Origin of the sequence: Devosia sp. MC532 (genome assembly GCF_016461625.1) — a bacterium.
Lineage (GTDB): Bacteria > Pseudomonadota > Alphaproteobacteria > Rhizobiales > Devosiaceae > Devosia.
The window spans coordinates 164973-179516 of the sequence record NZ_JAEMNZ010000004.1 but is presented as its reverse complement, the minus strand read 5'-3'; the positions used below and the strand labels follow the sequence as shown (position 1 = coordinate 179516).

General features: G+C 58.3%; 15 protein-coding genes. 2 read left to right on the top strand and 13 right to left on the bottom strand.

Going from position 1 to position 14544, the window contains the following annotated elements:
- Positions 1-2: 2 nt before the first annotated feature.
- The 4 genes from JHC09_RS07080 to JHC09_RS07065 all read right to left on the bottom strand — a co-directional run bounded on the left by JHC09_RS07080 (position 3) and on the right by JHC09_RS07065 (position 2917).
- Positions 3-686, bottom strand: coding sequence for an ABC transporter permease subunit (locus JHC09_RS07080; RefSeq protein WP_199531355.1), 684 nt, complete (start codon positions 684-686; stop codon positions 3-5).
- Positions 687-692: 6 nt separating this feature from the next.
- Complete coding sequence (locus tag JHC09_RS07075; RefSeq protein ID WP_199531354.1) at positions 693-1454, bottom strand: transporter substrate-binding domain-containing protein; 762 nt, start codon at positions 1452-1454, stop codon at positions 693-695.
- Between the two features lie 75 nt (positions 1455-1529).
- A complete protein-coding gene (locus tag JHC09_RS07070; RefSeq protein WP_199531353.1) occupies positions 1530-2297 on the bottom strand; it encodes an ATP-binding cassette domain-containing protein in 768 nt (255 codons plus the stop codon).
- A 26-nt stretch (positions 2298-2323) separates the two neighbouring features.
- Positions 2324-2917, bottom strand: coding sequence for an XRE family transcriptional regulator (locus tag JHC09_RS07065; RefSeq protein WP_199531352.1), 594 nt, complete (start codon positions 2915-2917; stop codon positions 2324-2326).
- Positions 2918-3208: 291 nt separating this feature from the next.
- Here JHC09_RS07065 and JHC09_RS07060 point away from each other — a divergent pair, with 291 nt between their 5' ends.
- Both JHC09_RS07060 and JHC09_RS07055 read left to right on the top strand, forming a co-directional pair.
- Complete coding sequence (locus JHC09_RS07060) at positions 3209-4117, top strand: arginase family protein (RefSeq protein WP_199531351.1); 909 nt, start codon at positions 3209-3211, stop codon at positions 4115-4117.
- A gap of 197 nt (positions 4118-4314) precedes the next feature.
- Positions 4315-6033, top strand: coding sequence for an ABC transporter ATP-binding protein (locus JHC09_RS07055; RefSeq protein WP_199531350.1), 1719 nt, complete (start codon positions 4315-4317; stop codon positions 6031-6033).
- 84 nt (positions 6034-6117) lie between these two features.
- Here JHC09_RS07055 and JHC09_RS07050 read toward each other — a convergent pair whose 3' ends face one another.
- The 9 genes from JHC09_RS07050 to JHC09_RS07010 all read right to left on the bottom strand — a co-directional run bounded on the left by JHC09_RS07050 (position 6118) and on the right by JHC09_RS07010 (position 14459).
- Positions 6118-7359 (bottom strand): NAD(P)/FAD-dependent oxidoreductase, encoded by a 1242-nt coding sequence (locus tag JHC09_RS07050; RefSeq protein WP_169194546.1) that lies wholly within the window; start codon positions 7357-7359, stop codon positions 6118-6120.
- Positions 7360-7493: 134 nt separating this feature from the next.
- On the bottom strand, positions 7494-8339 hold the full coding sequence (locus tag JHC09_RS07045) for a nitrilase-related carbon-nitrogen hydrolase (protein ID WP_199531349.1): 846 nt from the start codon (positions 8337-8339) through the stop codon (positions 7494-7496).
- Entirely contained in the window at positions 8336-9031 is a 696-nt protein-coding gene (locus tag JHC09_RS07040; protein ID WP_199531348.1) for a DUF1028 domain-containing protein, read from the bottom strand. The genes JHC09_RS07045 and JHC09_RS07040 overlap by 4 nt, the downstream gene beginning before the upstream one ends.
- Entirely contained in the window at positions 9031-10314 is a 1284-nt protein-coding gene (locus tag JHC09_RS07035; protein ID WP_199531347.1) for an FAD-binding oxidoreductase, read from the bottom strand. Before JHC09_RS07035 ends, JHC09_RS07040 begins: the two co-directional genes overlap by 1 nt.
- A 14-nt stretch (positions 10315-10328) precedes the next feature.
- On the bottom strand, positions 10329-10676 hold the full coding sequence (locus tag JHC09_RS07030) for a RidA family protein (RefSeq protein ID WP_199531346.1): 348 nt from the start codon (positions 10674-10676) through the stop codon (positions 10329-10331).
- A gap of 68 nt (positions 10677-10744) precedes the next feature.
- Positions 10745-11551: an ABC transporter permease gene (locus JHC09_RS07025; protein ID WP_169194541.1), complete on the bottom strand. Its 807-nt coding sequence runs from the start codon at positions 11549-11551 to the stop codon at positions 10745-10747.
- Positions 11551-12408 (bottom strand): ABC transporter permease, encoded by an 858-nt coding sequence (locus JHC09_RS07020; protein WP_169194540.1) that lies wholly within the window; start codon positions 12406-12408, stop codon positions 11551-11553. Before JHC09_RS07020 ends, JHC09_RS07025 begins: the two co-directional genes overlap by 1 nt.
- Positions 12408-13487 (bottom strand): ABC transporter ATP-binding protein, encoded by a 1080-nt coding sequence (locus JHC09_RS07015; RefSeq protein WP_199531345.1) that lies wholly within the window; start codon positions 13485-13487, stop codon positions 12408-12410. Before JHC09_RS07015 ends, JHC09_RS07020 begins: the two co-directional genes overlap by 1 nt.
- A 306-nt stretch (positions 13488-13793) precedes the next feature.
- Entirely contained in the window at positions 13794-14459 is a 666-nt protein-coding gene (locus tag JHC09_RS07010) for a GntR family transcriptional regulator (RefSeq protein WP_169194538.1), read from the bottom strand.
- Between the last annotated feature and the right edge of the window lie 85 nt (positions 14460-14544).

Here is a 14544-nt window from a genome sequence, read left to right as displayed (position 1 = left end):
GCTTATGCTCGCTTCTGACCAATGTCGGCACGCTTGGCAATGGAGCGGAGCACCAGAAGGGATAGCGCCGCGATCGTGAGATAGAAAGCGCAGGCGACAAGGTAGAAGGTGAAGGGCTGGCGGGTCGCCTCAGCCGCGCCTTTGACGCGGAACATGATATCCTGCAGGCCGATCAGCGAGATCAGAGCCGTCGCCTTAAACAGCACGAGCCAATTGTTGGTGAAGCCCGGAATGGCGAGGCGCACCATCTGCGGCAGAACAATTGAACGCCAGATTTTGAACGGCCCCATGCCGAAGGCTCGCCCGGCCTCGATCTGGCCTTCTGGGATGTTCAGAATCGCCCCGCGGAAGGTTTCGGTCATGTAAGCACCGGAGACCACGCCAAGCGTGACGGCACCGGCCACAAAAGAGTCGAACTCAATATAGGTGCGAATGCCAAGGCTCTTGGCGATCATCATCAGGAGCGCGGGCAGGCTGTAGTAGATGAGCAGCATCAGAACGAGGTCTGGAATGCCGCGCACGATGGTGGTGTAAACTTCTGCCGCGCCTCGCAGAGCCGCGTTGGAGGAGAGCTTGCACAGGGCAAAGCTCATGCCCAGGACTACAGAGATGACAAGCGCAACCAACGCCACCTGAATGGTGACGAGGCCTGCTGCCAGTACAGTGACAATGTAGTCCTGGATCACTTAGGCTTACTCTACCGTGAGGTACTTGGTTTCGATGGCAGCGAGCGTGCCATCGGCAACGACCTTGGCCAGACCTTCATTGATTTTGGCGAGAAGCTCGGTGTTGTCTGGCGCGAGCGCAATCGCAACGCCTTCGCCGAACTCAGGGGCATCGGCACCGGTGTAGGATGGCCCAACCAGCTCAAAGCCTGCGCCGCTTTCGTCCTTGAGGAAGGATGCGATGATCTGGGCTTCGTAGCTCATATGCAGGTCTGCACGACCAGCGGTGAGTTCGAGGTAAGGGGCCGAGCCGCCGTCATAGCGAACGATGTTCGCCGATGGGAAAGTCTTGGAGACGAAGGCATCCATTGGAGTGCCGGTCTGAACCGCAACGGTCTTGCCTGCAAGGCCAGCATCGGAAATGTCGAGGCCTGCACCCTCTTTCGCGACAAAGCGGAAGGTTGGACGCGAGTAGATATCGGAGAAGGCAAAGGTCTTGCGACGCTCGTCGGTGACGGTGAGCGAGGAGATCAGCGCGTCATACTTGCCAGCCAGAAGACCTGGAAACATGCCATCCCAAGCGGCATTGATGATGTTGCAATCAAGCGCTGCAGCTTCACAAATCGCTTCCATCAGATCGATGTCAAAACCGACCAGCGCACCGGTCGAGTCGATCGATTCAAAGGGTGGGAAGGTCGCATCGGTGGCAATGGTGACCTGCTGGGCCATAGCACCGCTGGCAAAGGCGAACGCGCTAGCAGCGACAACGGTAAAGAGGGACTTCTTCATTCTGGATGTCCTTGTATTTGTCCGGCGTATCTGTCCGCACAGCGGAGGCGCGTTGACCGGTAACGCGCCGTGTTCCTAAAACCGTCCGGCCACAAATTGCTTGAGCCGCTCGCTTTCAGGGTCACCAAAAACCTTTTCTGGATGCCCCTGCTCTTCGATCACGCCCTGATGGAGGAAGAGCACTTGGCTTGAGACTTTGCGGGCGAAGGCCATTTCGTGGGTGACCACAACCATGGTGCGCCCCTCTTCGGCCAGGTCCTGCATGACCCGCAGCACTTCCCCGACCAATTCGGGATCAAGCGCCGATGTCGGCTCATCAAACAGCATCACTTCGGGGTTCATGCAGAGCGCCCGCGCTATCGCGACGCGCTGCTGCTGACCGCCAGACAGCTGGACGGGATGACGATCATGGAACTGATCGCCAAGGCCAACCTTGGCCAAGTTGAGCCGGGCGCGTTCAATGGCTTCGGCTTTGCTGAGGCCGAAGACATGCATAGGCGCGGCGATACAATTGTGCATGACCGTCATATGTTGCCAGAGGCAGAAATTCTGGAACACCATGGCAAGGCGCGCGCGAATGCGTTGCAGCTGGGCGCTATCAGCGGCCTTCAAATTCCCGGTCTTGCGGTCCGCGACAGTCTTGAGCACCTCGCCATCGAGCGCGATTTCGCCGCGCGTGGGTTGCTCGAGAAAATTGACGCAGCGCAGTAGCGTGCTCTTGCCCGAGCCGCTCGAGCCAATGATGGAGACGACTTCTCCGGCCGCAGCGGAAAAGCTCACACCATTGAGAACGTCAACATCGCCGTAGCGTTTATGAATGTTGGCGACAGCCAGCTTCGTCATAGAGTGTATCCGTGGTGTCCCGAAGATTACGCTGGCGGCGGCACAATGACCCAAAGGGCCGTGCAGGTTTCAGTCTTGGACGGGTTTTCCCAAGTGTGTGGGATAGTGGGCGGGAAGGTCAGCGTATCGCCGGGGAGGAGAAGATATTCCTCGCTGCCGATGACGATGCGCAATTGACCGGTTTGGACATGCACCAGATCCGCAGCGGCCTTGAGCGCATAAGGCTCTTGGCCAGAACCGCCGCCAGGCTCAATCACCGAATAGAGCGCCATCAAATGCTCATTGCTCGCGCCGCTGACCAGATACTCGCGCATTTTCTCGCCGCCAAGGCTGATCGGCACGCCAGCGCCCTTGGGCACATAGCTCGTCGCGGGGGGCTCGAAGATTTCGCCGGGCTTGACGCCGATCACGTCGCAAACACGTAGCAGTGTGGCGACCGAGGCTTGCACTTCGTCGCGTTCAAAGCGGGAAATGAAGGATTTCGTGACGCCAGCGCGCTGGGCGACGTCATCAATCGTCAGGCCCTTGGACTTGCGGAACGCACGAAGGCGGCTGCCGACGCGAACATCAGCGGCATCCGTCGATGGAGGGACGTCATTTTCTGTGTTTTCGTCGCTCATCACGCACCAAAAAGGTTTACCCTGACGAACCTTATAGGTTCACCCTGCATTCGAACAATGTGCATGAAAAGCGTGCAAACGCACAAACAAGCCGCATATTCAGCCAAGTAAGGCCGCAAAAGCCTTGATCTTGTCAAGCTTTCAGAGCAAAAAAGTTTCGTAATACGAAACCTCTCAGCCTCAAATTGTCGCTGAGTGATCCTGTGCGAGCTTCGTTCACCCTGCGAACCGCGAACCAAGCAGGCATGGCCATCTGGTCCTGCGCCTGAGTGTATACACAAGAGTATCAGAATGAGTGATCAGAATTTGCGCGGCTTCGATCTTTGGGGCGCCCCGTTTGATGGCGAAGCATCCCTCGGTTGGCCGGGTTCGCGCTATGCCCCAGCAAAGGTTCGCGAGGCGGCGCGCTGGATCAATATGCGCATTCAGGATGGTCGCATCTTCCGGCTCGAAACCAATCAGATTGAAACTGTTGGTGATAATCTGCTCGTCGACCGTGGCGACATTCAGGTCGCTCATGCGGATACGGAAACGACATTCAACCGCGTGAGCGAAGCAGTTGCCGGTTCTATCCGCAACAAGCGCGTGCCGATTGTCATTGGCGGCGATGACAGCTTGCTGTTCCCGGTCGTCAGAGGCGTTCACGAGGCCCTACCGGGTCGTATCGGTATCATTCACTTTGACGCGCACCTCGACCTTATGGACGAAAGCGATGCGCAGGGCCGTTTGAGCCAGTCGAGCGGCATGCGCCGTTCGCTTGAGCTCGACCGCATTCAGGCCGCGGACTGCATTCAGGTGTGCGAGCGCCACTTCAACTTTCCATCCTCCGGGCAGTTCAAGTTTGACCACGGGCTGGCTCACATCTCTGCCCGCCAAGTCCTCAAGCAGGGCGTCGACGCCACGCTTGAGCAGGTGTTCAAGCAGGTTGAAGGCGCTGATCACCTGTATCTGTCGTTTGACATTGATGCGATCGACCCAGCCTTCGCGCCGGGCGCAGGGGCGCATGAACCGGGCGGCATCACGTCGGCTTGGGGCCTTGAGTTTGTCGAACGCCTCGCGCCCTATTGCTCGGCAATGGCCATCACCGAGGTCAACCCGTTGATGGACGTCAAGGACATGACATCGACGCTGGCGGCGTACCTTGCCTTCACCTTCGCCGTCGCAGGCAGCAAGGCCGCAGCACCAGGCCCTCGCCGCTAAAATTATGAAGCCGCATTGCTTTGCAGTGCGGCTTTTCCGTCGTGTTGCGGCGTTTGACGCTCAAGTGCTATTGGTGCTTGAAGATTGTCGCACGACTCGAAGTGGCCCCACATACTCTTTGCGGGCCACAGTCGTGCCGTCGCACTTGGAAACCGATGCCCCCAAAAGCCACTAGCCGCTCCAGTATCAGACAGGAGTTGATCAGCGTCCTGAGCTTTTTGAGCCCACGCCGCCGTGTTCAGCTCGTCCTGGTCTTTCTCCTCTCACTCGTGGGCGCTGTTGCGGAAATGGCGACGCTTGGGGCCATTATTCCCTTTCTCGCCATTCTGACAGGCGGCAGCGAACAGTGTAGCGCTCTCAGCGTGGTGTGTGGTCTCAGCCCAACCCAAATATCCTTCGGTTTTGCTGCGATTATCGCAACCGCCACCCTGTTGCGATTGCTCTTGGTGTGGGTCAGCACGCGCTTTGCCTATGCGGTCGGTGCTGACCTCGGCTACGAGGTCTATAACCGCGCCCTGCATCAGCCTTATCGCTTCCACGTCGCGCGTAATTCCAGTGAAATCATTGCCGCGATTAGCCGCGTCAATCTGCTGATTACCAATGTTCTATCCCCGATCATGCAAGGCATGGTGGCCTTGATCATCTGCATTGGGATCATTGCTGCCCTGATCACGGTTGACGTCACGACGGCGCTTATCGCGGCGGTGTCGATTGGGCTTTTTTATGTGGTGGTGACGAAGACCACGCGAAAACTGCTGGAGGCCAATAGCCGGATCGAAGCGGAAGCGGAAACGCAACGCGTCAAAATCCTGCAAGAAGGACTGGGCGGCATTCGCGACATTCTGCTCGATGGGACGCAGGGGATGTATACCAAGCGTTTCCGCACCGCGACGTTCCGGCAACGCACCGCTCTAGCGACGAACCTTTTCATCCGCAGCACCCCTCGATACCTCATCGAAGGCGCGGGCATGCTGGTTATGGTCGGCCTTGCGTGGTGGATCCAGAGCACGCAGGGGCTCGAAGTGGCTCTCCCTACATTGGGGGCACTGGCCTTGGGCGCACAGCGCATGCTGCCGCAGCTGCAAGTGGCCTATCTCGCCTGGTCGTCGCTGAGCGCCAGCAAAGCCATTGTTTCGGACGTCGTTGCGTTTCTCAACTTGCCCATGCCATCCGCTTCCGCATTGACCGTGGCAGAAGCCGCTATTTCTGCTTCGCCTTCACAGCCGGTGGTTGTCCTCGACAAAGTTGGGTTCGCCTATAAGTCGGATGGCGCGGCTATTCTGCGTGATATTGCCCTTATCGTTCCGCACGGGTCGCGCATTGGCTTTATCGGCAAAACTGGCAGTGGCAAGAGTACGCTGATCGACGTGATCATGGGCCTCCTGCCCCCGACGAGCGGCGAAATCCGCGTTGGAGGCCAGGTGCTGAATGACAGCAATCGTCGCGCGTGGCAGTCACGCATCGCGCATGTGCCACAGTCCATTTACCTAACGGACGCTTCGATTGCGGAAAACATCGCCTTTGGCAGTGAGCACCATCAGATCGACATGGCTCGTGTCATCGCAGCGGCCCAACGCGCGCAAATCGATAGTTATGTTCAGCAATTGCCGGAAGGCTATGACACGCACGTGGGCGAACGCGGGGTCCGGCTATCTGGAGGCCAGCGTCAACGCATTGGTCTGGCGCGTGCGTTCTACAAAAATGCTGACGTACTGGTTTTGGATGAGGCGACCAGCGCGCTTGACGATGCGACCGAAACGCTGGTGATGAATGCAATTGCTGCCATCGATGGCGACATCACCGTTCTCATTATCGCGCACCGCCTGACAACGCTGAAGAACTGCGACGTCATCGTGCGCTTGGAGAAAGGGCAGATCGTCCGCCAAGGCACTTATGCTGAGGTTATTGGTAACTAAACGCGCGACCCGCTGCCGACGCGCCCCCCCCCACAAAAAACATCCCGGCACCATGTGGCGCCGGGATGAGAATGTTCCGAAGTCTTAGACGTTATACTTGTCGTGGTACTTCTGCATCATGGCGATGTAGTCACCGACATACTTGGCATCGTACCAAACGCCGAAGAGGAAGCTCGAACGGCGACGGGTCTGGAACGGCAGGCCGAGGAAGTAGATGCCTGGCTGCTTGCCAACACCCATGTCGTGGATTGGCGTGCCGTCTTCTTCAAAGGTATCAACCTGGAGCCAGCTGTAGTCACGCTTGAAGCCCGACGCCCAGATGATCGAGGTGATGCCGGCTTCTGCCAGATCGAGCTCAAGGATTGGGTTGGTTTCATATTCCGTGGTCGGCAGCAGGTTACGGGCTTCCGGATATTCTGGAAGATCGAGACCATTGTTCTCGATGTAAGCGTCGATGACGTTCAGGGTATCGAGGTAGCTGTTGTTGCCGAACTCGATGTTGTCAGCGAGATCGTTGGAGAAGGTCAGCTTACCGTTTTCGTAGCTGGCGGTACGACCGACGAGCACTGCGCCCTTGGAGGCGAGCAGGCGGTAGTCGATTGGCATCTTGGTGTGGACGCCCGAGATGGCGAGCGCAATGTTGCGCTTCACATCGCGATTGACGGTGTCCCAACGGCCAAGAACGCCAGTCCAGTATGCGCCTTCACGATCACGGTAGAAGCGTGGCGGACGGATGTGGCGACCGATGGAGTGGTAAACCTTGCGGCCCGCGGCAACGAGTTCTTCAGCGATCTGACCACCCGACGCGCCCGCGCCAACCACCAGCACTGCGCCTTCTGGCAGCTGGTCTGGGTTGCGGTAGTTGACCGAGTGGATCTGCATGACTGGCGCGTCTTCTGGCACCATCTTTGGATAGACTGGGGTCTGGAAAGCGCCAGTTGCGGCAACAACGTTGATGGCTTCGTATTCACCATCGGAGGTGACGACGTGGTAGCCCTGCTTCTTGTGGAGCTTGGTGACCGAGATCACCGAAACGCCAGTGCGGATCGGCGCGTTGTTCCGCTCTGCATGCTCGACGAGGTATTCAACGAGCTTGTCCTTGGGGGTGAAGACGTCCTGTGGAACGCTCTCGATCTTGCTGCTCGGCAGACGGTCATGCCAAGCCGGGCCGTTTGCGCGCAGCGAGTCCCAGCGAGCAGTGCGCCAGCTTTCAGCGACGCGGCCCTTTTCCAGAACCACGTGGCTAATGCCAAGATTGGTCAGGTGCTCGCTCATCGAAATGCCAGCCTGGCCGCCGCCGACGACGATCGTGTTTACCTTTTCCATTGTATCTCAAGACCTTTTTTGCTGGGCACTAGCCCCAATTGTTTCAGGCTTCGGGAGAAGCAGACGCAAAAGCTCTCCCATGCACCGAGCCGTGGGGCTCGGTGGCGCAATGATTGTGAGTGGCTGTCGACCGCTTAGTTGGCGGGGGTAACCGTTTCGCCGACGAGACGACGCTGACGGATCACCGGGATGCCTTTTCGCAGCTTTTCCACCTGTTCCATGTCGAGGGTGGCAGTCAGCGTTTCCGGGCCGTGACCCGCACGCTTGAGCACAGTGCCCCAAGCGTCAACGATGACCGAGTGGCCGTAAGAGCTCTTGGTTTCGCCATCGACGACAACCGAACCACCGAGACCGCAGGCGATGAGATGGCACTGGGTCTCAACCGCACGGGCGCGGGCGAAGAGTTCCCAATGCGCTTCACCGGTGATCATGGTGTAAGCGGCTGGAAGCGTGATGATCTGAGCGCCCTTGAGGCGCAGAGCACGGAACAGCTCGGGGAAGCGGCCGTCAAAGCAGATGGCCGTACCGAAGGTGACGCCATCAAATTCCCAAGTGACAATGTCATTGCCGGGCTTGATGTAGTCGGACTCGCGGAAAGGACCATTGCCGAGATCGTCAATGTCAAAGAGGTGGATCTTGCGGTATTCCGCCAGCACTTCACCGTCGCGGCCAAAGACCACGGTGACGTTCTCGACGCGCTCTTCGCCTTCGACCTTGGCCAGAATGGTGCCAGCCTGAACCGACACTTTGTGGCGCTTCGCAAAGGCCTGAGCCATGCGATAAGCGGGAGTTTCTGCGAGCGGCTGAGCCAGCGCCACAGCACTCTTTTGATCGAGGCCGTAATAGCTGAAATACTCAGGCAGGACGAGGAAATCAGGCTTTTCAGCTGCCTGCATTGCCGCTTCCATCGCTGCTTCTGCTGCCGGAACTGTCTCCTCAGGAGACAGGCCCATGACTGTTTGGATTGCAGCTACTTTCATGCCTGCGCCCCTTCCTTAGCCAGAATGTCCAATGAGTTTGTGGCGCGACCACCGATATCGGGGTTGAGCACACGTTCGACGAAATTAGCCTGTTGGGGCGCATAAGCGTCCCAGAGGCGGCGCAGATCGGTCAAAGGCTCGGCCGATTTATCAACGCGCAGATCAACCACGCAGAAGTCATCATGTTCAGAGACGCGGAGCGCCGCCGAACCGAGTGGGAAGACTTCGCCGCCAGCGGCAAGGCCAGCGTCGAGAGCGGCGAGCAGACGCTCAGCAATCGGCTTATCGCTGGCCGCTTCCGCCGCCGCGATCATGGCTGCAGTAACGGTGTCGTTGCGCAGGATATTGCCGACCGCGACCATGCCCGGACCGAAAGCCTTGGCATGGATTGGTTCCTGATGGCTGCCCTGACGCGCTGCGGTATTGCCATTGCGATCAACAATCGCCAGCTCACGCCACTCAATGCCTGGTGCTGTGGCAACAGCGTCGAGAGCTTCTTGAGCGGAGAGGCCTGCACGCAGATAGCGAAGGGCCATGATGCCCAAACGCGGATCGGTGCGGTGCTGGGTGATAACGGCACCTGCGTCGTGATTGACGAACAGGCAGCGCGCGCCCATGGCCATCGACGAAGTGGTGCCAGCAATGCCGAAGTGACCGGTTTGTGGGCAACGAAGTGCGATAGAGAAGGTCATTAGCTGAGCCTGAACAATGCACGCGATGGGGAGAACGGCGTGATATCCACGCTGGTCTTTTCACCCATCAGGACTTCGGAAACGAGCTTGCCGGTGATGCCGCCGAGCGTCAGACCGAGGTGGCCGTGGCCGCAGGCGTAGACAATGCGCGGGTCCTTCTTGGATGGACCAATGAAGGGCATGCTGTCTGGGGTCGACGGGCGGAAGCCCATCCACGTGTCCTGACGCTCGCCGAGGGCGGGCACCATTTTACGCGCTTTGTCTTCCAGCACTTTGAGGCGCGATGGGTTTGGCTTCTTATCCAGACCGCCCAGATCCACAGTACCGGCGGCGCGGATCTGATGAGACAGAGGCGTGAGGAAGAAGGCATCCGAGAGATACATCAGCGGATGGTTGATCAGCCCTTCGGTGTTGTTGAAGGCAACATGATAACCGCGCTCGGTATTCATATTGAGACGATCGCCGACTGTCTTGGAGATGGCACGGGACCATGCACCAGCGGAAACCACGAGGCGCTGCGCCACGACGGTTTCAGAGCCGGCCTCGACGCGGACGCCATCAGCGGTGCTGGTGATGTTGCCAGCCTTGGCCTGAACAAAACGACCACCACGCTTGATGACGTTCTGCGCCAGACCGCGGCAATATTCTTCTGGGCTGTCGATAATGTAGCAGCCCGGGAAAATGGTGCCCCCGACATAGCCCGGCGCCAAGTTTGGCTCCATGCCTGCGATGTCGTCGCGGGTCAGATAAGTCGCTTCAACACCTTCAGCGCGACGGCGTTCGTTCGACTTCTTGGCACGCGCCGCTTCTGCTTCAGAGCGGTAGAGGTGGATTGAACCCTTGCCCTTAACGAAGCGGACATTGCCCACTTCATCCATGAGCGGGGCATTGCCATCTTCAAGCACGCGCATCAGCGAGCTCAGAGCGCTGATGATGCCATCCTGACGGCTCCGCAGCGAGGCCGAGAGGAAGGCTGTCAGCCAAGGCGCAAGATCGAGAAGGTCGCGCCAATATAGGGTCAGCGGACCATCATGACGCAGCAGCATGCTCGGGACATCACGCAGAATGCCCGGCGAAGCCGATGGAAAAATGCCCGATGGTGCCACGGTCGACGCATTGCCGAACGAGGCTGCATTGCGGAAAGACACACCCGGAAGCGGTGGCGTTGGGTCGATGACGGTGACGTCACAGCCCTTGCGCAGGAGCCACAGCGCGGTGGAGAGACCCACCACGCCGCCGCCGATAACCGCAACCGTCAGCTTGCTGCTGTCGTTTACTTGCATTTGGGAAAGACCCCTTAGATCGCAGCGGTTACGATGACTTCAACATCGTAGCCTTCAGCAGCGGGCGGGCAGACGCCTGCAGCGCGCGAAGGCTGGTTCTCTGGGTCGACCCATTCTTCCCAAGCGATATTCATCGCGTCGAAATGCTTCTGGTCGGAGATCCAGACTTCTGCGCGCAGTATCTTGGACTTGTCGGTGCCAGCTTCGGCCAGCCACTTGTCGACCTTCTGCAGGCAGAGGCGGGTCTGGTCTTCGATGCTGTCACCCTTGTTGCCGCACATGCCAGCGACATAGGCGATGCCGTTGTGGATGGAGACCATGGAGGTGCGCTTTAGGCGCTCGATGCGGACGATTTCAGTCATTTCAATTCACCGTATACTGGCCCTGAGGGCCGCAAATTAGATTTCGTTTCGAGGAGAGTGCTGCGCCGTTAGAGGCGCAGGCTCTTCTGGAAGCCCATGGCTTTTTCGAGGATGGCCACAATGACAACCGACATGACGACCAAGGCAGTTGCCATTGCCGCGACGGTCGGATCATCGAAGTCCTTGATGTACTGGTAGGCTGCGACCGGGAGGACCTTGGTGTTGTCGTTTGAAAGGAACACGGCGATCGAGAAGTTATCGAGCGCTTCCACGAAAACGAAAACCGAGGCTGCCAGAATGCCGGACTTGAGCTGGGGCAGTACGATCGAGAAGAAGGTGCGGATCGGACCAGCGCCCAAGTTTCGCGCTGCTTCTTCGATGCGCGGATCAAGACCGAGCAAGTTTGCCGACAGGGCGCGGATGGAGAATGGCAGAGCCAGCACAAGCATGCCCAGGCAAAGACCGAACAAGCCGATTTTGTAGCCAGCAGCCGAGAGCAGCGACAGCAAGGACACGCCTGTCACCACGCCCGGGATGATCAGCGGGGAAAGGATGATCTGCTGGATCAAAGCCTTGCCCTTAAACTCGGTACGGACCAGCGCATAGCTGGCCGGGATGCCGATAACCAAGCTCAACGGGGTGACGATGAGCGCCATCAAGAACGAGTTCTTCGCTGCGCCCATGAACATGGGCGAGTTATAGAAATTGTAGTGCCATTCCAGAGAGAAGCCCTGAGGCGGCCACTGGAAATAGCGGGTGGCGCTGAACGAATGCAGCACAACGAACACTACGGGCAGCAGCAGGAAAGCGGTCGAAACAATCGCCAGCAAGGTGACGACGATGCCGTACTTGCCTTCGAGATCACGCCTAAACATTAGGATACCGCCTTCTCAATTTTCTTGGACACAAAGGTCATCAGCCAGATCGATGCAAAAGCACCAACAAGGAAGATCACTGCGGTCGCAGCTGCGTAGGGAATGTCGTATTCGACAAACATGCGGTCGTAGATCTGGTTAGCGATCATGCGAACCTTGCCGCCACCGAGAACCATCGGGAACAGGAAGGAGGCGAGTGCGATCGAATAGGCCAGAACCAGTGTCACCATCAGGCCAGGCAACAGCATTGGCATGGTGATGCGCCAGAAGGTAACGATACGGTTGGCCCCGAGGCTTCGCGCTGCTTCTTCGACCGACGTGTTGAGATTGCGTACGGCACCGATCAGGGTGAACACCGCAAACGGCAGCAGATAGTGGGCAATCGAGATGCCAACGCCGGTCCAATTATAAAGGAAGCGGATCGGTGCATCGATTATGCCGAGGCTCGTCAGACCAAGATTGATCAGCCCCTTGTTGCCAAGGAGAATGAGCCATGAATAGGCGCGAGTGACACCGCCGGACAGGAAGGTCACGGCGATGGCCAGCATAATCAAAGTACCGACCCACTCTCGCTTCGCCCGCACGATGACCATAGCCATAGGAACGGCCACAGCGACTGTGATGAGCGAAATAACGAAAGACGCCCAGAGCGTGGTGAGCAAGACAGCCTGGTTCGACCCAGACGACAGCACGCGCCAGTAATTTTCAAGCGTAATGGCACCAGCGAACTGGGTGCCAGGAGGCCCCTTGAGGAAAAGGCTGCTCAGAGCGAAATAGCCGTAAGCTGCGACGATGAAGAGACCAATCACCAGCGCAGGGGAAATCAGGTATTTGCTGCGGTCGTTTTTGCTTTCCATCAGTCCCTCAGCAAAATGGTGTGGGCTGGGTCGAGCAGGAGCTTTACGGCCTGGCCGACAGCAAAGCGTGCAGAATTGCTTGTGCGAGGCGCGTTGGCTTCGATCTTATGACCACCGACTTCGCAGTGATAAACGATGCGTTCGCCAAGCTCATGAGCCGAGTTGATGACGGACACGAGGCCCATACGCGCATCGTCCTGTGCCACGAGTTCGATGTGCGATGGACGGATCGAGATCTTGCAATCAGAGCCGACTGGCTTGGCTTCAGTGGTTGGAACGACAACCTTCTGGCCGCCAAGCTCGATGACCACTTCACCCTCTGACTTCGAGACGACCTTACTTGGGAAGATGTTTGGCACGCCGAGGAAGCGCGCAACAAATTCGGTCTGAGGACGGTCATAGAGCGCGATTGGGGTATCGAGCTGTTCGATGCAGCCGCCGTTCATGACAGCGATGTAATCGGACAGATAGAGCGCTTCGTCCTGATCGTGGGTCACGAGGATCGAGGTGATGCCCAGCTTGCGCTGCAGATCGCGCAATTCGGCCTGCAGGCCTTCACGCAGGTGGCGGTCGAGCGCACCCAGCGGCTCATCGAGCAGCAGCAGCTTTGGCTTGATGACGACGGCGCGCGCCAGCGCGACGCGCTGCTGCTGGCCACCAGAAAGCTGGCTCGGATAGCGGTCGGCGAGATGGGTGAGCTGAACCATTTCGAGCACGTCACGAACGCGAACGGCCTGCTCGTCTTTGGATACGCCACGCATCTTGAGGCCAAAGGCGATATTGGACTCGACGGTCATATGCGGGAACAGGGCATAGTTCTGGAAGACCATGCCGATGTCGCGGAAGTTCGGCTCAACGCGACTGATGTCCTGACCGTCGACGAGGATTTCGCCCGACGTTACATTTAAGAAGCCCGCAACCATGCGAAGCACGGTGCTCTTGCCGCAGCCCGAAGGGCCCAGAAGGGTAAGCAGCGAGCCACTGGGCACGTTGAGATCGAGGTTACGCACCGCTTCAAAGTTGCTGTACCGCTTGGTCAACTGCCTCAGTTGCAAGGTACTGCTTTTTAGAGTTTCCATAGCCGCCGGTTCCGTCAGAAGTGTAGGGGGGTGCGTCCGGGCGATTGCGGCGCCCGAGCACAGAGTTCATTTCGCCTCACGAGAGGCAGAGCGGATGCGATTTTGTCGGAAGATCCAGAATTGACCGGTCTCACTATGGGTGAGACCGCTTTGGTCAATTCCTATTCAGCGATGCGGCGGCGGCGGCAAAGCCGCCTGCTGTGAGTACTTGCCGGGCGAGGCCTCAGACACGACCCTTATCTTATCCGGCAGTTTTCACCGCCGACGACAGCACCAGATATGCTGTCGGGATAAATCAGTCGTCGTTTATTGAGGTCCGAGAGGCATGACGAAACCGCGCATCAAATGCGCGCGCATCACTTTCTCAGCTTCATCAGCGTCCCGCACTCGGATGGCCGCGAGCAATTGCCTGTGCTCGTCGATTGCCCCAAGTGTGTTCTCACGGCTCAAAGCCGCGATATTGGTTTCGCTCATGAAAAACCCGGCGTAATTTTCAATGGCGTTCTGCAATTCAGCAACGCCGCACGCATCGTAAATCCTCCGATGGAACGCAGTGTTGTTACGCACGCGTTCGGTTCTCGCTTCTTCAGGCAAGGCCACGGCCAGTTCGATAGACGCCTCAAGAAACGCAAAATCGCTTTCACCCAACAGAGGGACTGCAAGTCGCGTTGCGTATCCCTCCAAGGCAATGCGGATTGCCCGAATACCTTCAAGTGCCGTTTTGACATTGGCCACGACCACCCCGGATGATGTCCGCTCCAGCAGACGATTACCGAGAAGTCGCGTGAAGGCTTCGCGCAGCGGGGTACGGCTCACACCGAGCCGCTGCGCCATTTCCACCTCGCGGAGACGCTGGCCGGGCTCCAAACGCCCGTCCAGGATCAGCGACCGCAAGAGTTCATAGACCACATCGGCTGAACTCACCGCCGACAGCCGGCGTCCCACCAGCTCGTCAAGTGCATCCACAGTCATGCAATATACCCCCGTATCTTCGCTATGATGCTGTCTAACCGCCACCACCATCACGCGACAGGGGGCATTCGAGCTTGTGGCTCGA

What these genes read in the sequence shown, in the direction of transcription:
- JHC09_RS07015 (WP_199531345.1), bottom strand. Translation starts at nt 13,487, where the DNA reads ATGGAAACTCTAAAAAGCAGTACCTTGCAACTGAGGCAGTTGACCAAG.
- JHC09_RS07045 (WP_199531349.1), bottom strand. Translation starts at nt 8,339, where the DNA reads ATGAAAGTAGCTGCAATCCAAACAGTCATGGGCCTGTCTCCTGAGGAG.
- JHC09_RS07010 (WP_169194538.1), bottom strand. Translation starts at nt 14,459, where the DNA reads ATGACTGTGGATGCACTTGACGAGCTGGTGGGACGCCGGCTGTCGGCG.
- JHC09_RS07060 (WP_199531351.1), top strand. Translation starts at nt 3,209, where the DNA reads ATGAGTGATCAGAATTTGCGCGGCTTCGATCTTTGGGGCGCCCCGTTT.
- JHC09_RS07040 (WP_199531348.1), bottom strand. Translation starts at nt 9,031, where the DNA reads ATGACCTTCTCTATCGCACTTCGTTGCCCACAAACCGGTCACTTCGGC.
- JHC09_RS07050 (WP_169194546.1), bottom strand. Translation starts at nt 7,359, where the DNA reads ATGGAAAAGGTAAACACGATCGTCGTCGGCGGCGGCCAGGCTGGCATT.
- JHC09_RS07070 (WP_199531353.1), bottom strand. Translation starts at nt 2,297, where the DNA reads ATGACGAAGCTGGCTGTCGCCAACATTCATAAACGCTACGGCGATGTT.
- JHC09_RS07030 (WP_199531346.1), bottom strand. Translation starts at nt 10,676, where the DNA reads ATGACTGAAATCGTCCGCATCGAGCGCCTAAAGCGCACCTCCATGGTC.
- JHC09_RS07075 (WP_199531354.1), bottom strand. Translation starts at nt 1,454, where the DNA reads ATGAAGAAGTCCCTCTTTACCGTTGTCGCTGCTAGCGCGTTCGCCTTT.
- JHC09_RS07020 (WP_169194540.1), bottom strand. Translation starts at nt 12,408, where the DNA reads ATGGAAAGCAAAAACGACCGCAGCAAATACCTGATTTCCCCTGCGCTG.
- JHC09_RS07035 (WP_199531347.1), bottom strand. Translation starts at nt 10,314, where the DNA reads ATGCAAGTAAACGACAGCAGCAAGCTGACGGTTGCGGTTATCGGCGGC.
- JHC09_RS07065 (WP_199531352.1), bottom strand. Translation starts at nt 2,917, where the DNA reads ATGAGCGACGAAAACACAGAAAATGACGTCCCTCCATCGACGGATGCC.
- JHC09_RS07025 (WP_169194541.1), bottom strand. Translation starts at nt 11,551, where the DNA reads ATGTTTAGGCGTGATCTCGAAGGCAAGTACGGCATCGTCGTCACCTTG.